Origin of the sequence: Shigella sp. FC1967 (assembly GCF_001743005.1) — a bacterium.
GTDB lineage: Bacteria > Pseudomonadota > Gammaproteobacteria > Enterobacterales > Enterobacteriaceae > Proteus.
The window spans coordinates 1-19,039 of record NZ_MIIZ01000765.1; the positions used below are offsets into that span (position 1 = coordinate 1).

General features: G+C 40.1%; 18 protein-coding genes, 1 other RNA gene and 4 pseudogenes. 13 read left to right on the plus strand and 10 right to left on the minus strand.

Annotated features, from left to right (window positions below):
* Positions 1–177 precede the first annotated feature (177 nt).
* The 3 genes and pseudogenes from arcB to mtgA all read left to right on the plus strand — a co-directional run bounded on the left by arcB (position 178) and on the right by mtgA (position 4,124).
* Positions 178–2,515 (plus strand): annotated as a pseudogene (gene arcB / locus BHE89_RS12315) (aerobic respiration two-component sensor histidine kinase ArcB).
* 236 nt (positions 2,516–2,751) lie between these two features.
* A complete protein-coding gene (elbB, locus tag BHE89_RS12320; RefSeq protein ID WP_069368690.1) occupies positions 2,752–3,402 on the plus strand; it encodes an isoprenoid biosynthesis glyoxalase ElbB in 651 nt (216 codons plus the stop codon).
* A gap of 20 nt (positions 3,403–3,422) precedes the next feature.
* Positions 3,423–4,124: a monofunctional biosynthetic peptidoglycan transglycosylase gene (gene mtgA, locus BHE89_RS12325; RefSeq protein ID WP_069368689.1), complete on the plus strand. Its 702-nt coding sequence runs from the start codon at positions 3,423–3,425 to the stop codon at positions 4,122–4,124.
* Between the two features lie 2 nt (positions 4,125–4,126).
* Here mtgA and BHE89_RS12330 read toward each other — a convergent pair whose 3' ends face one another.
* Positions 4,127–5,017: an AraC family transcriptional regulator gene (locus tag BHE89_RS12330; RefSeq protein ID WP_069368688.1), complete on the minus strand. Its 891-nt coding sequence runs from the start codon at positions 5,015–5,017 to the stop codon at positions 4,127–4,129.
* Between the two features lie 494 nt (positions 5,018–5,511).
* Between BHE89_RS12330 and BHE89_RS12335 the strand changes: the two are divergent.
* From BHE89_RS12335 to ureG, 7 genes and pseudogenes are all read left to right on the plus strand, one after another.
* Positions 5,512–6,347 (plus strand): annotated as a pseudogene (locus BHE89_RS12335) (urease accessory protein UreD).
* A 21-nt stretch (positions 6,348–6,368) separates the two neighbouring features.
* Positions 6,369–6,671, plus strand: a complete 303-nt coding sequence (locus tag BHE89_RS12340; RefSeq protein WP_069368687.1) for an urease subunit gamma — start codon at positions 6,369–6,371, stop codon at positions 6,669–6,671.
* A gap of 8 nt (positions 6,672–6,679) precedes the next feature.
* Positions 6,680–7,006, plus strand: coding sequence for an urease subunit beta (locus BHE89_RS12345; RefSeq protein WP_069368686.1), 327 nt, complete (start codon positions 6,680–6,682; stop codon positions 7,004–7,006).
* Positions 7,003–8,707, plus strand: a pseudogene (gene ureC / locus BHE89_RS12350) (urease subunit alpha). Before BHE89_RS12345 ends, ureC begins: the two are co-directional and overlap by 4 nt.
* 25 nt (positions 8,708–8,732) lie before the next feature.
* Entirely contained in the window at positions 8,733–9,230 is a 498-nt protein-coding gene (ureE, locus tag BHE89_RS12355) for an urease accessory protein UreE (protein WP_069368684.1), read from the plus strand.
* Between the two features lie 24 nt (positions 9,231–9,254).
* Entirely contained in the window at positions 9,255–9,920 is a 666-nt protein-coding gene (locus BHE89_RS12360; RefSeq protein WP_069368683.1) for an urease accessory protein UreF, read from the plus strand.
* A gap of 9 nt (positions 9,921–9,929) precedes the next feature.
* Positions 9,930–10,547 carry an urease accessory protein UreG gene (ureG, locus tag BHE89_RS12365; protein WP_069368682.1) on the plus strand — a complete coding sequence of 206 codons (618 nt, stop codon included), beginning with the start codon at positions 9,930–9,932 and terminating at the stop codon, positions 10,545–10,547.
* Between the two features lie 114 nt (positions 10,548–10,661).
* Here the strand turns inward: ureG and dolP are convergent, their stop codons facing one another.
* From dolP to BHE89_RS12385, 4 genes and pseudogenes are all read right to left on the minus strand, one after another.
* Complete coding sequence (dolP, locus tag BHE89_RS12370; RefSeq protein WP_069368681.1) at positions 10,662–11,240, minus strand: division/outer membrane stress-associated lipid-binding lipoprotein; 579 nt, start codon at positions 11,238–11,240, stop codon at positions 10,662–10,664.
* Between the two features lie 9 nt (positions 11,241–11,249).
* The gene (gene diaA / locus BHE89_RS12375; RefSeq protein ID WP_004245257.1) at positions 11,250–11,840 is read right to left on the minus strand and encodes a DnaA initiator-associating protein DiaA; all 591 of its coding nucleotides are present in this window, start codon (positions 11,838–11,840) and stop codon (positions 11,250–11,252) included.
* A 22-nt stretch (positions 11,841–11,862) separates the two neighbouring features.
* Positions 11,863–12,241, minus strand: a pseudogene (locus BHE89_RS12380) (YraN family protein).
* Positions 12,242–12,323: 82 nt separating this feature from the next.
* Complete coding sequence (locus BHE89_RS12385; RefSeq protein WP_069368679.1) at positions 12,324–14,087, minus strand: penicillin-binding protein activator; 1,764 nt, start codon at positions 14,085–14,087, stop codon at positions 12,324–12,326.
* 61 nt (positions 14,088–14,148) lie between these two features.
* On the opposite strand from BHE89_RS12385, the gene rsmI reads away from it, so the two are divergent.
* Positions 14,149–15,027, plus strand: coding sequence for a 16S rRNA (cytidine(1402)-2'-O)-methyltransferase (rsmI, locus tag BHE89_RS12390; RefSeq protein WP_069368678.1), 879 nt, complete (start codon positions 14,149–14,151; stop codon positions 15,025–15,027).
* 60 nt (positions 15,028–15,087) lie between these two features.
* Positions 15,088–15,462, plus strand: an RNA gene (gene rnpB, locus BHE89_RS12395) — RNase P RNA component class A.
* 67 nt (positions 15,463–15,529) lie between these two features.
* Here the strand turns inward: rnpB and BHE89_RS12400 are convergent.
* Positions 15,530–16,234, minus strand: a complete 705-nt coding sequence (locus BHE89_RS12400; RefSeq protein ID WP_069368677.1) for a pirin family protein — start codon at positions 16,232–16,234, stop codon at positions 15,530–15,532.
* Between the two features lie 113 nt (positions 16,235–16,347).
* Here BHE89_RS12400 and BHE89_RS12405 point away from each other — a divergent pair, with 113 nt between their 5' ends.
* Positions 16,348–17,250: a LysR family transcriptional regulator gene (locus BHE89_RS12405; protein ID WP_069368676.1), complete on the plus strand. Its 903-nt coding sequence runs from the start codon at positions 16,348–16,350 to the stop codon at positions 17,248–17,250.
* Positions 17,251–17,334: 84 nt separating this feature from the next.
* Here BHE89_RS12405 and BHE89_RS12410 read toward each other — a convergent pair whose 3' ends face one another.
* The 4 genes from BHE89_RS12410 to BHE89_RS12425 form a co-directional block, all read right to left on the minus strand.
* Positions 17,335–17,727, minus strand: a complete 393-nt coding sequence (locus BHE89_RS12410; protein WP_069368675.1) for a DoxX family protein — start codon at positions 17,725–17,727, stop codon at positions 17,335–17,337.
* 128 nt (positions 17,728–17,855) lie between these two features.
* Positions 17,856–18,215 (minus strand): YqjK-like family protein, encoded by a 360-nt coding sequence (locus BHE89_RS12415; RefSeq protein ID WP_286146097.1) that lies wholly within the window; start codon positions 18,213–18,215, stop codon positions 17,856–17,858.
* Complete coding sequence (locus BHE89_RS12420; protein WP_069368674.1) at positions 18,196–18,606, minus strand: phage holin family protein; 411 nt, start codon at positions 18,604–18,606, stop codon at positions 18,196–18,198. The genes BHE89_RS12415 and BHE89_RS12420 overlap by 20 nt, the downstream gene beginning before the upstream one ends.
* A 6-nt stretch (positions 18,607–18,612) precedes the next feature.
* Positions 18,613–18,918 carry a DUF883 family protein gene (locus BHE89_RS12425; RefSeq protein ID WP_069368673.1) on the minus strand — a complete coding sequence of 102 codons (306 nt, stop codon included), beginning with the start codon at positions 18,916–18,918 and terminating at the stop codon, positions 18,613–18,615.
* Between the last annotated feature and the right edge of the window lie 121 nt (positions 18,919–19,039).

The following is a 19,039-nucleotide window of genomic DNA, read 5'->3' on the forward strand; positions in this document are numbered from 1 at the left end:
TTGTATTGTTTTTATTAATGTATCTGTCTCAGATAGGCTCGTTGAGAGAAAATAGCGGAATTAAATCAAACAAAGTAATGAGAAATTACCACTCTTCGCAAGATTTCTGAATGTTCACCACTGCGCCAATTCATTTTTGGGTTATCATTCCATAGATTCAATATATTGGAGTTTTCAATGAAATTGCTCAAAGGGCTTGCCCAATACTACGTTGATTTAATGATGAGGCTGGGGTTAATTCGCTTCTCATTGTTATTAGCTTCTGCATTAGTTGTTTTAGCGATGGTTGTTCAAATGGCGGTGACATTCTTGCTTGCAGGTGATGTCACCAGTATTGACCTTGTTCGCTCTATTTTCTTTGGACTGATCATTACGCCTTGGGCTGTCTATTTTCTCTCTGTTGTGGTTGAACAGCTTGAAGAATCACGACGCCGTTTATCTCGTATGGTGGATAAGCTGGGTGTAATGCGACAGCGCGACTTAGAGTTAAATTCTCAATTAAAAGAGAATATTGAGCAATTGAACTTGGAAATACAAGAGCGTGAAAAAGTTGAAAAAGCGCATCTTGAACTATTAGAAAAATTAAAAAGCGAAATGAAGCGTCGTGAATTGACGCAAATTGAACTTGAGCAGCAATCTTCACTGTTACGCTCATTTTTAGATGCCTCTCCTGATTTAGTTTATTACCGCAATGAAGATAATGAATTTTCAGGATGTAATCGTGCGACGGAATTACTGACCGGTAAAAGTGAGAAACAACTTATCGGTTTAACACCACTTGATGTGTATGACGAAGATATTGCGGTAAAAGTGATGGAAACGGATGAAAAAGTTTTCCGTCATAATGTGTCACTCACTTATGAGCAGTGGCTAGTTTATCCTGATGGACGCAAGGCGTGTTTTGAACTGCGTAAAGTCCCATTTTATGATCGTATTGGTAAACGTCATGGCTTAATGGGCTTTGGACGTGACATTACAGAGCGTAAGCGCTATCAAGACGCGCTAGAGAACGCGAGCCGTGATAAAACCACCTTTATTTCAACAATCAGCCATGAATTGCGTACACCGCTAAATGGCATTGTTGGATTAAGCCGTATCTTATTGGATACCGAGCTTTCACCCGAACAACTCAATTACTTAAAAACGATCCATGTGAGTGCGATTACGTTAGGGAATATTTTTAATGACGTGATTGAAATGGACAAAATTGAGCGTAGAAAAATTCAGTTGGATAACCAGCCAATAGACTTCACAGAATTTATTTCTGATTTAGAAAATCTGTCTGGACTGTTAGTACAGCCAAAAGGATTGAAATTCACACTCGAAGCAGAAGAAACGCTACCGCATAAGATAACCTCTGATGGGACTCGACTACGCCAGATTTTATGGAATCTCATCGGTAATGCCGTGAAGTTTACTCAAGAAGGTGAAATCAAAGTACGTATTTGGCAAGAAGCGCCAGATAAGTTGTTCTTTGAAGTGAAAGATAGCGGAATTGGTATTCCAAAAAGTGAGCTTGAGAAAATCTTTGCCATGTACTATCAAGTCAATGATAGCCAAGGTGGTCGTTCTGCAACGGGAACGGGCATCGGACTTGCCGTCTCAAAACGTCTAGCACAGCATATGGGCGGTGATATTCGTGTCGAGAGTGAGTTAGGTAAGGGATCTACTTTTACCCTCTCTATCGTCGCTCCTGCGATTGAAGAGCATCACGATATCGAAAATGACGATGAGCTCTTATTACCTGCTTTAAATATTCTGCTTGTTGAAGATATTGAACTTAACGTGATTGTTGCCTGCTCTGTTTTAGAAAAGCTGGGTAATACTGTTGATGTTGCGATGACCGGAGCCGAAGCGTTATCGATGTTTAAGCCTAATGAATATGACTTAGTGCTATTAGACATTCAATTACCTGATATGACAGGTTTCGATATTTCAAGAAAATTACGCCAAGAATTCGACAGTAATGAACTCCCTCCTCTTATTGCGTTAACAGCAAATGTTTTGAAAGACAAAAAAAGAGTATTTGGATGCGGGAATGAATGATGTGTTAAGTAAACCTCTTTCTGTGGACGCACTTACCGCGATTATCAATAAATTTTGGGGAGATGGTGCGGTTTCTGTGCCATGTAATGAGTCATCGGAATTGTTGAATAAAAATGAAGAATTATTAGATATAGACATGCTGAATCAATACATCGAACTCGTCGGACCTCAATTAATCACTGATGGTCTAGCGGTTTTTGAAAAGATGATGCCAAGTTATATGTCAGTCCTTGAATCTAACCTAACAGCTCGTGATGAGAAGGGTATTTCAGAAGAGGGGCATAAAATTAAAGGGGCAGCGGGTTCTATTGGTTTAAAACATTTACAGCAACTCGCTAAACAGATCCAATCATCAGAATTGCCTGCTTGGTGGGACAATGTACAAGAATGGGTTGATGAGTTAGAAAGAGATTGGAGAAAGGATGTGGAAAGTTTAAGAAACTGGTTATCAGACGCTACAAAAAAATAACCCCAACCGAAGGTTGGGGTGCGCGAATACTGCGCCAACACCAGGGAAACTTTTCTATCCGCTTTTTTGATTCTCATTACATAGGCGAATAGGATGAAACTATTCCATACATCATACAAGCAACAAAATAGCAAAGATAAGTTTTTTTGTTACAAGAAACATTTAAATATGTGATGCCGATTGGTGTTTACACCTATAAATGGGTAACTAGTAATCTACTACAAACGGAGAAAGATATGAAATCAATTGCGGTAATTTTAAGTGGCTGTGGTGTGTTCGATGGGAGTGAAATTCATGAATCAGTACTCACAATGCTTGCTTTAAGCCAAAATAATGCTGAAGTTCATTATTTTTCACCTAATGATTTACAACCAACTGTAATTAATCATATTACAGGTGAGGAAAAACCAGAAAAAAGGAATATGATGGAAGAATCTTCTCGTATTTCTCGTGGAAAAATCTCCCCTTTATCAGAAGCAAAGGCCGAAAACTTTGATGCTGTCATTATTCCTGGTGGTTTTGGTGCGGCGAAGAATCTGTGCGATTTTGCAACAAAAGGGGAGGGCTGTGAAATTAACAAAGATCTCTTAAGATTCGTACAAGCGATGCATCAGCAAAACAAACCATTAGGGTTAATGTGTATTGCACCTGTAATGTTACCAAAAATGTTAAATTCTCCAGTAAAATTAACAATTGGAAATGACGTGGAAACCGCTTGTGTGATTGAAAAAATGGGCGGCGTTCATATCGATTGCCCTGTCGATGATATTGTTGTTGATGAAAAATATCGTGTTGTCACAACGCCTGCGTATATGCTTGCACAATCTATTGCACAAGCACAGGTGGGGATTGAGAAACTGGTTAAGAAAGTCCTTGAAATGGCATAAAGAGTAGGCGAAAACAGCAGATGGTACTGGTGAGAAAGTTAAAGAAAGTATTAATTATTCTAATTGCTTTATGGCTGTTAACAGTTGTGCTGTTTTCTTTTTTACCTGTGCCTTTTTCTGCTGTTATGGTTCAAAGACAAATTTCTGCTTGGAGTGAATTTGATTTCTCTTATGTATCACATTCAACATGGGTAAGTGAAAAAGAGATCGCTCCCGTAATGTATTTAGCGGTTATTGCTTCTGAAGATCAAAATTTTCCTAAACATTGGGGATTCGATTTTGATGCTATTGAGAAAGTTTTCAAAAAAAATAATAACAACGGGAAAACATTACGTGGTGCATCAACGATTTCTCAGCAAACGGTCAAAAATCTCTTTTTATGGGATGGTCGTAGTTGGATAAGAAAAGGGCTTGAGGCAGGAATGACGCCTGTTGTCGAGCTTGTTTGGTCAAAAAAACGTATTTTAACGGTGTATCTGAATATTGTTGAGTTTGGTGATGGGATCTTTGGTGTAGAGCAGGCTTCTCAACACTATTTTAGAAAGCCTGCGAAACAACTTACCCGTCATGAAGCGGCATTATTAGCCGCAGTATTACCTAATCCGCATATTTATCACGTAAATAAACCTTCTGCTTACACCCTCAAACGACAGCAGTGGATCTTAAATCAAATGCGACTAATGGGGGGAACCTCCTTTTTAAAGAAAAATAATTTGTCATAACTTTATAAGGTTTGAAATATTTTTCTATTAGGCTCTGCAATCTTCTCCGATAACTTTGTTATCGCAGAGGGATCGTTAGATTGACGAGACTGGATGCGAAATTGTGAGGGGGTCATACCGTATTTACGTTTAAACGCATCGCAAAAATAAGCATTACTGCCAAAACCACAGCGATGACTTATTTGAAAAACAGAGTAATTGGAAAAGGTCAGGTAATTTAACGCAATACCCATTCTGACATCCAGTAATAGCTGGCAAAATGAGACGCCTTCTTTACTTAAATGTCGACGTAATGTTGATGGCGTTGTGAAAAGTGTTTTAGCCACATCTTCTAAATGCCATTTTCTTTGTGGATCTTGCGTAATTAAATGCGTAATTGCCTGATTTTTCGGCTCATCATAGTTAAATCTAAAGATATTTAAAATATCGATACCTTCTTGATACACCGCCATCAAAATAAAAAATAAGCATTGCTGCATAAACATGGTTTCTTGAGATGGAGAGCCATGTGGTAACGGTAAGCACTGTTTTAAAATGCCAAAATTACTTTTTATCACTTCAGGCGTTGATAAATGGTAAGCAGGAAGGTGGCTTGTCAGTGGCGAGCTAGATTTAATTAAAGGTTTTAGTAAAGAGAAAACAGATTGAAGCTCTGTTTCACATAATACAAGTGTGTGTAGTTCGATAGATTTATGCGTAAATTGACTGACTATGTCGCAAGAAACTTGACTGTATTTCGGAATAATAAGCGTTAAATGGCTAGAGACATCAATGGTTTGTCCATTGATGCAAATCGTACCTTTTGCGCCACTAACCATCGCTATCATCGGGTTTTCGATGTAAAACGTTTTTAAAGACATTTGGTTAGAGGACAGAATGTGTTTGTATTCCATGATTTCCGATATACCGTAGGCAAGTTAAGCATTCATCTTGCTTAAATGAACAATACTCAAAATGAGCGCATTTGTTGTATAAACTGATAAGCCACGACTAGAATAATAAATAGAAAGATTATTCTAATTTAAATTCGTGTTGTCATGCAAAGCAGAACGAGAGTGAAGCAGAATATAATCTTGTTGATAAAGCATGACAATATAGATATCTGCTCATTTTTTACATTTATTTTAAACAGTGTCATTTTTTCTAAATAAATTGTTATTTATTCAAAACGCATTTTTCGTAATAAGGTGTAGAATCGCGCGTCACAGACGGAGGAGATTATCCTGTTCTTAGGATATCACTGTTCGTCTTTTATCCACACCCTATCCAACATTCATTAGCTTATTTTCTATTTGATTTTGAATGATTCAATCTTATGGATAGCGCTGTATGTATTCACGTATTTTCCTGATTTATTGATAAATTTGCCGAGTTGGCAGGAGTGAGTATGTCTGACTTTTCAGGGAAGGGTTGGCTTGCTGAAATCGTTTTACGTTATGAAGTAAAACGCGAAATAACACGTCTTACAGAAAAGCGCCATATCGGCCCATTAATGGTTCAGCGCCCTTTTTACCCTGAGCAAGGTATTGCACACACTTATTTGCTTCATCCTCCAGGTGGCGTGGTGGGCGGCGATAAGTTATTGATTAATATTGATGTGCAGCCCCAAGCGCACGCACTGCTCACCACCCCTGGAGCCACTAAATTTTATCGCAGTGCAGGTGGTGTTGCTCAGCAAGTTCAAACCTTAAACGTGGCACCTAATGGCTTTTTAGAGTGGTTACCTCAAGAAAATATCTTTTTTCCTGAAGCGCAAGTTCGTTTGAAAACGGATATTCATATTGCATCTACGGCCAGATTTATTGGCTGGGAAATCCAATGTTTTGTCGCCCCGTTTTAAATGAATGGTTTGATAATGGCAATGTAAAAGGGCGTTTAAATTTCTATATCGATGAAAAGTTGACATTAACTGAGTCGATTTTTGTTGATGGTTTACAAAAAAGATCGGCGGCAATGCGTGAATTTCCGATGTTGGGATCACTGTATATTTATCCCGCAACGGATAAGTTAAAAAGCCTTATTCAGCAAAGTATTGAGGCTTTCTCAGCTTCTTACGATCATATTATCGAATATGGTTTAACGGATGTAGACGGTATTTTAGTTTTACGGTTATTAGGCTCTCAAACAGAGCCAATGATGGCGTGTTTTGCCCAAGTTTGGCAAACCGTCAGACAACACTGGTTAGGGTATTGCCCTGAGCCGCCTCGTATATGGGCGACATAATCGTTAATTTTAGGAGCAGAAATGGAATTAACACCAAGAGAAAAAGATAAATTACTGCTTTTTACAGCGGGTCTTGTTGCTGAAAGACGTTTAGCGAAAGGGCTCAAGCTTAATTATCCTGAAGCGGTTGCACTGATTAGTTGCGCCATTATGGAAGGGGCGAGAGAGGGGAAAACCGTTGCCCAATTGATGAGTGAAGGACGCTCTGTTTTGACAGCAGAACAAGTTATGGAAGGTGTACCCGAAATGATAAAAGACATTCAAGTGGAATGTACATTCCCAGATGGTACAAAACTTGTTTCTATTCATGATCCTATTGTGTAGGTAACAACATGATACCCGGTGAAATTAGAGTTAACCAAGCATTAGGTGATATTGAACTTAATGCAGGTCGAGAGACAAAAACAATACAGGTTGCTAATCATGGCGATCGGCCCGTGCAAGTCGGCTCTCATTATCATTTTTATGAAGTGAATGACGCGTTGAAATTTGAACGAGAAGGCACATTAGGTTTTCGTTTAAATATTCCAGCAGGTATGGCGGTTCGTTTTGAACCAGGTCAAAGCCGTACTGTTGAATTAGTGGCTTTTGCAGGAAAGCGTGAGATTTACGGCTTTCATGGCAAAGTAATGGGTAAATTGGAGAGTGAGAAAAAATGAAAACTATCTCACGTCAAGCTTATGCAGATATGTTTGGTCCAACAACAGGTGACCGTCTGCGATTAGCCGATACTGCGCTTTTTCTTGAAATTGAAAAAGACTTCACCACTTATGGCGAAGAGGTCAAGTTTGGTGGTGGTAAAGTGATCCGTGATGGTATGGGGCAGAGCCAAGTTGTCAACGCTGAATGTGTTGATGTACTTATTACCAACGCCATTATTTTAGATCATTGGGGCATTGTAAAAGCGGATATCGGGATCAAAGATGGTCGCATTGTGGGTATCGGCAAAGCGGGTAATCCAGATGTACAACCTAATGTAAGTATTGTTGTAGGACCTGCCACAGAAGTCTTGCGGGCGAAGGTAAAATCGTTACCGCAGGTGGTGTTGATACACATATTCACTTTTATCTGCCCTCAACAAGCACAAGAAGGTTTAGTTTCTGGTGTCACCACGTTTTATTGGCGGTGGCACAGGTCCCGTTGCAGGAACTAATGCAACCACAGTAACTCCTGGTATTTGGAACATGCACCGCATGTTAGAAGCGGTTGATGAACTTCCAATTAACGTCGGTTTATTTGGTAAAGGTTGTGTGAGCCAACCTGAAGCTGTTCGTGAACAAATTGAAGCGGGTGCTATTGGTCTAAAAATTCATGAAGACTGGGGCGCAACACCAATGGCAATTCATAACTGTCTTAATGTTGCCGATGAAATGGATGTGCAAGTTGCTATTCACTCTGACACCTTAAATGAAGGCGGTTTCTATGAAGAAACCGTGAAAGCGATAGCTGGCCGCGTGATCCACGTTTTCCACACAGAAGGCGCAGGTGGTGGGCACGCACCTGATGTCATTAAATCCGTCGGTGAGCCTAATATTCTACCCGCTTCCACTAACCCAACAATGCCCTATACCATTAACACGGTAGATGAGCATCTTGATATGTTGATGGTTTGTCATCACCTTGATCCTTCTATTCCCGAAGATGTGGCTTTTGCTGAATCTCGTATTCGCCGTGAAACCATCGCTGCAGAAGATATCTTACATGATATGGGAGCGATTTCTGTTATGTCATCGGACTCACAGGCTATGGGGCGCGTAGGTGAAGTTATTCTTCGTACTTGGCAGTGTGCACACAAAATGAAATTACAACGTGGCACATTAGAAGGTGATACCGCGGAAAGTGATAACCATCGCATTAAACGCTATGTGGCGAAGTATACGATTAATCCTGCTTTAGCGCATGGTATTGCACATGAAGTTGGTTCTATTGAAAAAGGGAAATTAGCTGATTTGGTTTTATGGGATCCGGCTTTCTTTGGTGTGAAACCCGCATTGATCATGAAAGGAGGCATGGTGGCTTATGCCCCAATGGGCGATATTAATGCGGCTATTCCAACGCCTCAGCCGGTGCATTATCGTCCAATGTATGCGTGTTTAGGTAAAGCCAAATATCAAACCTCGATGATCTTTATGTCGAAAGCAGGGATCGACGCAGGGGTGCCTGAAAAGCTGGGTTTAAAGAGCTTAATTGGTCGTGTTAAAGGCTGTCGTACTATTACTAAAGCGTCGATGATCCACAATAGTTATGTGCCTCATATCGAGCTTGATCCTCAAACCTATATTGTGAAAGCAGATGGTGTGCCATTAGTGTGTGAACCTGCAACGCAATTACCTATGGCACAACGCTATTTTCTCTTTTGATAAGCGTTTACCGAGAATATAGAGCATGAAAAGATTTACTCAACTTATTGATAAACAAAAAGCACTTGCAACAGCAACGTCCGAAAAACAGGCTCTTACTTTGTGTTTGACGATGGATGAAAGGACGAAAAGTCGTTTAAAAGTGACATTAAGTGATGGGCAAGAAGCTGGGTTATTTTTGCCTCGTGGTACGGTGCTAAAAGAGGGCGATATCTTACTGTCTGAAGATAATACGCAAGTAACGATTGAAGCTGCAAAAGAGCAAGTTTCAACCGTGTATAGTGACGATCCGCTATTATTGGCTCGTGTTTGTTACCACTTAGGTAATCGTCATGTTCCATTGCAAATTGAAGCGGGTTGGTGTCGTTATTTTCATGATCATGTTTTAGATGATATGGCGAGAGGTTTAGGTGCCAATGTCGTTGTGGGGTTAGAGAAATACCAACCCGAACCGGGCGCTTATGGGGGATCGTCAGGTGGTCATCATCATCATCACCATTCTCATGATGATCATCATCACTAATTATTTGAATAAGGGAGCCTATTGATGCTTGCAGATCTACGCTTATATCAATTAGTCAGTCCTTCTTTACCCGTGGGATCGTTTACTTATTCTCAAGGGGTAGAGTGGGCGATTGAAAAGGGGTGGGTTTGTTGTCCTCAAACATTAGCGGAGTGGCTAAGCACCCAAATGGCCGGTACGTTAGCAACGTTAGAGCTTCCTATCTTACGGCGATTACAAGAAAGTTTGGCACAAGCCAAAATGAGTGAAGTGAAATATTGGTGTGATTTTATTGTCGCAAGTCGTGAAACGAAAGAGTTAAGACAAGAAGAGCGCCAACGCGGTATCGCTTTTGCTCGTTTACTTCCTCAATTAGATATTGAGTTAGATGAGACGTTACAAGCGTGTGTAAAACAGACACAACTCATGGCATTTGCGTTAGCGGCTGTGAAATGGAGTATTTCCTCCGAAAAGTTATGTTGTGCTTACGCTTGGGGTTGGCTTGAAAATACGGTGATGTCAGGCGTAAAACTGATCCCATTAGGGCAGAGTGCGGGACAGAAAATATTGTTTACATTAGCCGAGCAGATCCCAGCAATTGTTGAGCAATCTGCACATTGGCCAACGGAAGATATTGGGAGTTTTACACCCGCGCAAATTATTGCCAGTAGTCGCCATGAAACACAATACACTCGACTTTTTCGTTCATGAGAAATCTATATGCAAGAATATAATCAACCACTACGTATTGGTGTTGGTGGTCCTGTTGGATCAGGAAAAACAGCACTGTTAGAAGTTCTTTGTAAAGCGATGCGCGACACTTATGAAATCGCGGTTGTGACTAACGATATTTATACTCAAGAAGATGCCAAAATCTTAACACGCGCTGAAGCATTAGATGCAGATCGTATTATTGGTGTTGAAACGGGAGGTTGTCCTCATACTGCTATTCGTGAAGATGCATCAATGAACCTTGCGGCGGTTGAAGAATTAGCAATGCGCCATAAACATCTTGATATCGTTTTCGTAGAGAGCGGGGGTGATAACTTAAGCGCGACATTTAGCCCAGAACTGGCTGATTTAACTATTTACGTGATTGATGTGGCTGAAGGGGAAAAAATTCCACGTAAAGGGGGGCCTGGTATTACACATTCAGATCTATTAGTGATTAATAAAATCGACCTAGCACCTTATGTTGGCGCCTCATTAGAGGTGATGGAAGCAGATACAGCAAGAATGCGTCCTGTGAAGCCTTATGTTTTCACAAATCTAAAAGAAAAAGTGGGTTTGGAAACGATTATCGATTTTATCATTGATAAAGGAATGTTAAGACGCTAATAGCTTGTTGTGAGCAAGGGCGAGTTTTAGTCAAGCAAGAAACTGTCAGTATCGGTCATTATTCACAAAGACCGATACTGTCAGGATAAGACAAAACGATATCAAAACGCGGGATTAATTAAGGTAAGTAAATGCGGTGGTGACTTTAACGACCCCTTTGGTTTCACTGGCAATTTTCGCAACAGCAGCGCCTTCTTGGCGGGTTAAAATACCAAATAAGAACACTTCACCATTTTCAGTGATCACTTTTACCGAAGAGGATTTTACTGAATCACTGCCTAAAATTTGAGAGCGAACTTTGGTGGTTAACCACGTGTCTGAAGATGCTGTACCTAATGTCACAGGCTCACCTTGGCGAATTTCGTTGTAGACGTTATTCACCCCTTCAACCTGACTTGCGACTTGTTTTGCCGTATTCGCAACAGACATATCAGGACTTTGACCTGTTAACAGAATATTGCCTTGATAAGCCGTTGCCACAATACGTGAATTGCTTTTCTTGATCTGTTCGTTTTTGTTTAGAGCACCAGAAACACGTGCTTCCAAAGTACCATCGTCAACTTGTTGCCCTAATGAGCGAGGATCGGTTGCCGTTTTTCCTGCAACTGCGGCAGTACCGACAACCGCTGCGCCGATACAACCTTGAAGTAAAAGTGCAGAACACAGCACTGCGGTGATAGGAAGCAATTTCATAGTAACTCCTTAGTCATCCTGATGTGGGAATAATGTATTATCAATTAAATCACAAAGACAATTGACTGTTAGCATCTGAACTTCCTGTATTCTGACGGTGCGTTGAGATGGAATACGAATTTCAACATCTTGAGGGCCTAATAATCCCGCAAGCTCTCCGCCATCATAACCTGTTAATGCCACAATGGTCATATCTCGTGTAACAGCGGCTTCAACGGCTTTAATAATACTTCTACTATTACCGTGAGTTGAGATAGCAAGTAGCACATCTCCAGCTTGTCCTAATGCACGCACTTGTTTTGCATAGATTTCATCATGCTGCTGATTTCCCATAATTGCAGTCATCACAACGCTATCTGTGTTTAACGATAGTGCAGGTAAGCTTGGACGCTCAGTTTCAAAACGATGGATCATGCTTGCGGCAAATCGTTGTGCTGTTGCTGCTGAGCTGCCGTTTCCACAGCTTAATATTTTATGGCCGTTTAACAAAGATTGAACCATCATCATGGCGGCTCTGGAAATGGCATCTGGTAATGCTTCTGCTGCTGCAATTTGAGTTTGAATACTCTCTGTAAAGCAGACTTTGATTCTATCAAGCACGTTAAGACCTATATAATCTAATTTAACGAATAAATTCCGTATAATCGAGAATGTTTTTTAACCATATTAACTGGCGTTGATCAAATGCACAAATATCAAAACGACAGTCTGAAGTCTCGATACTTTCTTGGTGTTGTGCTAACCAACATTTCGCTGTACGCCATAAGCGACGCCGTTTTGAGGTAGTAACAGAGCTTATTGCATCACCAAATAAGATGTTACGTCTAAAACGAACCTCAACAAATACCCATGTCCTCTTTTCCTGCATAATAAGATCAATTTCTCCACAGGGATATCGGACATTACGCTCAATCAATATTAATCCTTGTTGACGTAAATATTTTTAGCGCTTTTTGTTCATAGTATCGCCCTAAAAAATAAGGGTTTTTAGAAAAAATCATCCATGATTTCCTTTTTTTATCTCACTCATAAAAATAAACCGCCTTTATGGCGGTTTATTTTATGATTAACGCAATACGTGTATTACTGCGCAACGGGTTCAATCTTACCTTGTTTAAATTGCATCCAAGGAAGTTCTCTATAAACCGTACAGTTATTTTCAACACGTAATGAACCTGAAATACCATTAAAACGTAATGTACCTTTTGTCAGATCATTGTAATTGTTTGCTAATGACCAAGCATCAATTCCCATAGCATAAAGGCGCATTAATGAGTAATCGTTCGCAAATTTGCTTGATGCTTTTTGCATCAACGGCAAATTAGCGCCAGTCATCAATGGAATATCGCTAAATTGAATACCATCCATCTCCATACGGAAATCAGGACCTGTTCCACCTTGGTTACTGCGCGAACTAACATAAATAGGTGGACGCTTTTGGGTACTGATTGCCATATCAATCATTGGCTTAATTAAAGTTAATTCATCGCTAGTCGCAATGATATAAACCGAATCAATGGCACCACCTGTGGAGGGAATAGATTGCGTCTCTAATGGTAAAGGTGCATTAGCCGTCGGTAGAATAGGTGTACCTGTCATACGAATACCCACACCACGGTTAATAGAGGCTTTTAAGCTTTCAACAGAACTAAACGTTTGTTGTAAAACGGTGCCACCCCCTGTGCGTTGCCATTCATCAGCAAAGGTTTGTGCCATTCTTTGACCAAATTTATTATCAGGAACAATAATTAATGGATTAGATTTTTGTTGCTGACGTAAATGTTGTGCCGCATTACGGGTTTCATCTTCTGGTGAAAGAGAGAAGAAACAGACGGTTGTCGCTGAAGGGACATTATCTAATTCATTTAATGCCAAAACAGGTAAGCCACTTTGAAGCTCAATTGTCTTCATGACTTCAGGTTTTAGTAATGGACCAACGATTAGGTTGGCACCGTCTTGCTGTACTTTTTTCAGTAAAACGTCGATAGATTGGCTATTGGTATCATAAACAATCACTTGGCGAGAGTTTTGTGCAATAGGATCAAGTTGAACGGTCATATTACCTGAAAAAGTCTCAGTTTCTTTTTCTTCTTTTACTTGATTTGTTTCACTATTCTCAGCGGTATCTTTAGCTGTATCTGGATCCGTTGCTGGCGTTTCAGTATTGCTAATGCCTAATTCTTCTAAGATTGAGGCTAGGCTATCATCGTTTTTAGGGGCTTGGGGTTCAGGCATTGCTTGTGGTTGTGGTAAGCCACTTTGCGCATCAAGGAAGCCTTGACGAATAGCTTCACCAAAAACTTTCGCTTGTCCTGTTAAAGGTAATAATAATGCGATTTGGCTACTTGCACTGACAGACGGTTGTGAAAGACGTAATAATGATGCTGGAAGTGTTAATGCCGCTGGATTTCGAGGATAGCGAGTTTGCCATTCTCTGACCGCTATTGATAACTTATCAGCATCATCTTTGTTGTATTCATAGGTATTCAGTAAATCTAACCAACCTTGCAGTGTATTTTCATTAGCCTTGATAACAATACCACGGCGTTGTTCTGGTGTAAGTTTGGTTAGCGTGAGCCATGTATCATCAATATTTTTCTGATGCAGTTGAGGATCAGTAATTAATGTTTCTAACCCGATATAGGCTCTAATAACATCCAAAGATGCAAGCCCTTGAGCGTCATCAATCACTTTTTGAAATTGTTTCATCTCCATTTCTGCTTTTGCAGCGGGAGTGAGCGGTTGTTCTTGTTGCCCCGTCAGGGTACAACCTGACATAATCAATGCAGAGAGTATCGCAGTATAGGATAAACCTGTTTTAAAACGCACAAAAATTGAGGAAAGCATACTGTACCCAGTGATGTTTTATAATTATGCTCAATTTTAAATCGGTCATTCGGAATAAACAATGAATCAACCTAATCGAGCAGCGGTAACGACATCCACACTGTACATAGTACCCACACCTATTGGTAATCTGGGCGATATCACCCAGCGGGCACTTGATGTGCTGTCTCATGTCGATTTAATTGCTGCAGAAGATACCCGTCATACAGGGCTTCTATTACAGCACTTTGCCATTAACGCACGTTTGTATGCGTTACATGATCATAATGAACAGCAAAAAGCAGATCAATTAATTAGCAAATTACAACAGGGGCTAAGTATCGCATTAGTCTCTGATGCAGGTACACCATTAATTAACGATCCTGGCTATCATTTAGTCAATCAATGTCGTAAAAATGGCATAAATGTTGTGCCATTACCTGGCGCTTGTGCTGCTATTACGGCACTGTCTGCGGCAGGGCTTCCTTCAGATCGTTTTTGTTATGAAGGTTTTTTACCAGCCAAAACAAAAAGCCGTCAGGACTGTTTACGGGCGTTATCAGAAGAGCCTCGTACATTGATTTTTTATGAATCAACACATCGGCTGTTAGATAGTTTAGCTGATATGGTGACAGTTTGGGGGGAAGATCGCTACGTAGTATTAGCGAGAGAGCTCACAAAAACGTGGGAAACTATTCAAGGTATGCCTGTTGGTGAATTACTTAAATGGGTTCTTGAAGATGAAAATCGCCGTAAAGGTGAGATGGTATTAATTGTTGAGGGTTATGAAAAACCCGTTGATGATGATTTTTCCCCAGAAGTATTACGGACACTCGCGATTTTACAAAAAGAATTACCACTGAAAAAAGCGGCAGCAGTCACTGCTGAAATTTATGGTGTGAAGAAAAACGCACTCTATAAACATGTTATTGAGCAAAATGGCGAAGCTCACGACAAGTAAAGTGATTTTTTAGCTTCTTTTGCTATACATTTTATACCAAAATCCCTATAATCCGCACCCTGAGTTGACTAGACAACCGCTGCTTTATCGTTGTCCCTTCGGGGAGACGGATAGAGGGGAGGAAAGTCCGGGCTCCACAGGGCAGGGTGCCAGATAACGTCTGGGAGGCGCGAGCCTACGACAAGTGCAGCAGAGAGTAAACCGCCGATGGCCTGTTTACAGGATCAGGTAAGGGTGAAAGGGTGCGGTAAGAGCGCACCGCGCAACTGGTAACAGTTTGTGGCATGGTAAACTCCACCCGGAGCAAGACCAAATAGGGGTTCTTATGGTGCGGCCCGCATTGAACCCGGGTAGGTTGCTGGAGCCAGCGCGCAAGTTCTGGCCTAGATGAATGGTTGTCCACGACAGAACCCGGCTTAACGGTCAACTCACCTCATAAAAAACCCTCGATTCACCTTGTGTCTCGAGGGTTTTCTGTTTTTAAGTCCATTTAAATTAACTGTCACGAAATAATATCAATAAACAATCCACGAAACTCAGCCGAGCTTTTTAACGTGATACTATTGCTGTCTTGAATAAAAGCGCCATCACCACACTGAATTTGCCCATTTTCTTGTGTTGATGTTTGCAAATAGGTGCCACCTTTTATGGATTGTAAAAAGCCTTTTTGCCCTTTTATTGGCAGGGTAATTTCATCGCCAGCTTGCAAATGTATATGATAAAGCCAAATTGTTTGCCTTAACATTAACGAGCCATCATCACCGGTAGGTGAAGCTAACAATTGATATTTTAAGTTTTCATCTAATACCAATTTTTGTGAGGCTAAACTTTCTTGCTGTGGGCACGCATTTAACCATAACTGAATGCGGGTTAAAGGCGTATCAGGACTGCTGTTTTTCTCTATATATGTGTCCGTATTATGCGGTGAAATTAGTAAGCACTCATTTTCTTTTGCCGTTACGGTACGCCCCATATTATCAAGGTATGTTGCTTCCCCTTGAAGAATAAGATTAACCACATCAACATGAGGATAGGTCTTTGCTTTAAATTCAGAATTTGGGGCAAGCACTTCTTGGTTGAGAACTCTTAGGGTGCCATAGTCTAAAAAATGAGGGTCAAAGTAGTGGCCAAAGGAAAATGTGTAGCGAGCTTGTAGCCAACCATAATCCGCTTTACCACATTGTTGTGCTGTTCTGTATTTTATCATAGCGGTATTTTTCGAGTAGATTATCAATATATTTATCATAGAGGTATGGACTGTCTATTGTTAGCAAGTTAATCTGGTGCCTATAATCAAATTATTTGATAGAGATAAGTATAATGAGTAAAGACAAAGCCATTACGTTGGAATCTTTACGAGTGATGGATGCCATTGATCGTAGAGGGAGTTTTGCAGCAGCCGCTGATGAACTAAATCGAGTTCCATCGGCACTCAGTTATACCATGCAAAAATTAGAAGAAGATTTAGATGTTGTTCTTTTTGACCGTTCAGGTCATCGAACAAAATTTACCAATGTCGGTAGAATGTTACTTGAGAGAGGGCGCATATTACTTGAGGCGGCTGATAAATTAACATCAGACGCTGAAGCGTTAGCAAGAGGTTGGGAGCCACATATCACTATTGTTTGTGAAGCACTTACCCCTGCATCTCGACTTTTTCCTTTGGTTGATAAACTGGCTGAAAAATCCAATACCCAACTTTCGTTAGTCACTGAAGTACTTGCGGGGGCATGGGAAAGCTTAGAAAGTGGTAAATGTGATATTGTGATTTCACCTGATATGCATTTTCGCACGTCATCAGAAATCAATTTTCGCCCTCTATACAATACGACTAGCGTCTACGTTGCCAGCCCAGATCACCCCATCCATAACGAACCTGAGCCATTAGCCGAAGAAACACGTTTAAAGTATCGTGGTATTGCGATTGCAGATACCGCAAGAGAGCGCCCTGTTTTAACGGTATTATTATTGGATAAACAGCGTCGTTTAACAGTCAGTTCTATTGAAGATAAACGCCGTGCTTTAATTGCGGGGTTAGGTGTGGCGACGATGCCAATTGATTTAATTGAAGATGATATTAAAGAAGGGCGTTTACGTGTTGTTGGTCCTGAATATCATCATGAAAATAATATTATTATGGCATGGCGAAGAGATAGCATGGGAGAGGCAAAATCATGGTGTTTACGTGAAATACCTAAACTCTTTGCTAATGATAAAAAATAATTAAAACACGTTTGAATCATCAATATTTTTTATTTTAAGAAAACAAAAAAGATCCCCTTAGGGATCTTTTTTTAAAATTCGTTATTACCAATTTTTATTGAAAATACGATCTAAACTCCATTTACCAGGACCTGTGATAACCAGCAATAAATATCCGCCTGCAATTGTCATATTTTTCATAAACATTAATTGGTTCATACCTTCAGCAAAATTACTGTGGAACAGTAGCGCGGTTAGAAGTGTAAAGACCGCGGTAAAGATTGCTGTTGTGCGAGTTAAGAAACCAAATAAGATTGCTAACCCGCCGCCTAATTCTAATAAAATAGTCAGTGGTAATAAGAAACCTGGAACGCCCATTGCTTGCATATATTGCTGTGTTCCTTCGTAACCACCAATTTTTCCGTAGCCTGCGCTAATAAATAAAATAGGCATTAAAATACGGGCAACTAATAAGGCAATGTCTTCAAATTTTTTCATGGTGTTTATTCCTAATTAAACTCTATTATTCGCAATGTATATCGATTTGTATTGTATTTTCGTCGGCTATTTTTCTATTTTTAGATTTAATAACCACGGCTACGTTGTGAGATATACAATAATGCGAATTAAACAAAGAGGATATTAAGAAGAATTAACATTCTTAGACAAAAAAATTGAAGATTAATCAGAGGTTTTTTGAAGGACTTTTGGATTGTACGTATTAAACCAATTGCACCGATAGCACGTTGCCCTAATCGTATGATTTTTTTAGGATGTTTAATGCTGTAAAGAGAAATAAAGCTGGCTCCCACTAAAAATGCAGGTTTTAAAGAGACTAAAATTCGCCATGCTTTATCATAAGGTTCTGTCACATCAAGCCAAGTTTGCGAGCTTTGCCCTAAATCAGAGCGCTGTTGCTGAATTTTATTCAACAACAGCTTTTTACGTCTTGTGAGGATAGCCTGCTTATTTTGTTTGTTCATCATGATATTGCTCCAAAAGACGTTTATCTAATTCCAATTGCTGACGAGTATCGCCTAGCAAGGTGGAATTCCGTGCTTTTCTTAATGTCATGATGGCGCCAATCAGTGCACAGAAAAGTAAAGTCGCGGTTGTGATGGCTAAAGCATAGACTCGATATTCAGGTGGAATAACCCAAAAAAGAAGTATAAGTAGGCTCATTAACCCAAAGGCGGTTAATAATAATGTGATGCCAGCCATTAAAATAAGCTGGATAAGTGTAGTTTTTTCTTCTTCCAGTTCAACGGCAATCAAGTTTAGGCGAGTTTCAACCATGCCTATAACAATAGCGCCAATCCTACTGAGAGAATTCAGAACCCCGGATGCGGGGCCCTGTGGTCTTTGAGTATCGCTCATTATCAATTAGCGTTTTGCTAGTAGAACACCAAGAACAACACCAACTGCGGCACCAATACCGATACCTGTCCATGGATTTTCACGGACATAATTATCTGCTTTTCCTGCCATTTCTTTGGTGTTATCGACAATTTCTCGGCCTGCATCACTGAGTTTTGCACGAGAACCTTTTATCGCAGACTCGGCTTTGGCGCGTAGGCTTTGGAGCTCTTCTTTGGATTTATCTGCAGAGGAGTTGAGTACTTCTTCTAGAGTATCAGCAAGAGATTTCAATTCACCGCGCAGATCTTCATTTGAATGTTGATGAGACATAAGTAACTCCTTTAATAGAGAGATGTGATATCTATAACAATAGACTAATTTTACTACTTAATGAAAATTTAAATAATGACTTAATAGTAAAAAAAAAGAGATAAATCTTAATGGTTATTCA

Bases quoted from the DNA above. Each gene is read 5' to 3' on its own strand.
- ureE (WP_069368684.1), top strand. From the start codon at position 8,733: ATGAAAAGATTTACTCAACTTATTGATAAACAAAAAGCACTTGCAACA.
- BHE89_RS12420 (WP_069368674.1), bottom strand. From the start codon at position 18,606: ATGAGCGATACTCAAAGACCACAGGGCCCCGCATCCGGGGTTCTGAAT.
- BHE89_RS12410 (WP_069368675.1), bottom strand. From the start codon at position 17,727: ATGAAAAAATTTGAAGACATTGCCTTATTAGTTGCCCGTATTTTAATG.
- BHE89_RS12415 (WP_286146097.1), bottom strand. From the start codon at position 18,215: ATGATGAACAAACAAAATAAGCAGGCTATCCTCACAAGACGTAAAAAG.
- BHE89_RS12345 (WP_069368686.1), top strand. From the start codon at position 6,680: ATGATACCCGGTGAAATTAGAGTTAACCAAGCATTAGGTGATATTGAA.
- BHE89_RS12405 (WP_069368676.1), top strand. From the start codon at position 16,348: ATGAGTAAAGACAAAGCCATTACGTTGGAATCTTTACGAGTGATGGAT.
- dolP (WP_069368681.1), bottom strand. From the start codon at position 11,240: ATGAAATTGCTTCCTATCACCGCAGTGCTGTGTTCTGCACTTTTACTT.
- BHE89_RS12385 (WP_069368679.1), bottom strand. From the start codon at position 14,087: ATGCTTTCCTCAATTTTTGTGCGTTTTAAAACAGGTTTATCCTATACT.
- elbB (WP_069368690.1), top strand. From the start codon at position 2,752: ATGAAATCAATTGCGGTAATTTTAAGTGGCTGTGGTGTGTTCGATGGG.
- BHE89_RS12400 (WP_069368677.1), bottom strand. From the start codon at position 16,234: ATGATAAAATACAGAACAGCACAACAATGTGGTAAAGCGGATTATGGT.
- mtgA (WP_069368689.1), top strand. From the start codon at position 3,423: ATGGTACTGGTGAGAAAGTTAAAGAAAGTATTAATTATTCTAATTGCT.
- BHE89_RS12340 (WP_069368687.1), top strand. From the start codon at position 6,369: ATGGAATTAACACCAAGAGAAAAAGATAAATTACTGCTTTTTACAGCG.
- BHE89_RS12425 (WP_069368673.1), bottom strand. From the start codon at position 18,918: ATGTCTCATCAACATTCAAATGAAGATCTGCGCGGTGAATTGAAATCT.
- BHE89_RS12360 (WP_069368683.1), top strand. From the start codon at position 9,255: ATGCTTGCAGATCTACGCTTATATCAATTAGTCAGTCCTTCTTTACCC.
- rsmI (WP_069368678.1), top strand. From the start codon at position 14,149: ATGAATCAACCTAATCGAGCAGCGGTAACGACATCCACACTGTACATA.
- BHE89_RS12330 (WP_069368688.1), bottom strand. From the start codon at position 5,017: ATGGAATACAAACACATTCTGTCCTCTAACCAAATGTCTTTAAAAACG.
- ureG (WP_069368682.1), top strand. From the start codon at position 9,930: ATGCAAGAATATAATCAACCACTACGTATTGGTGTTGGTGGTCCTGTT.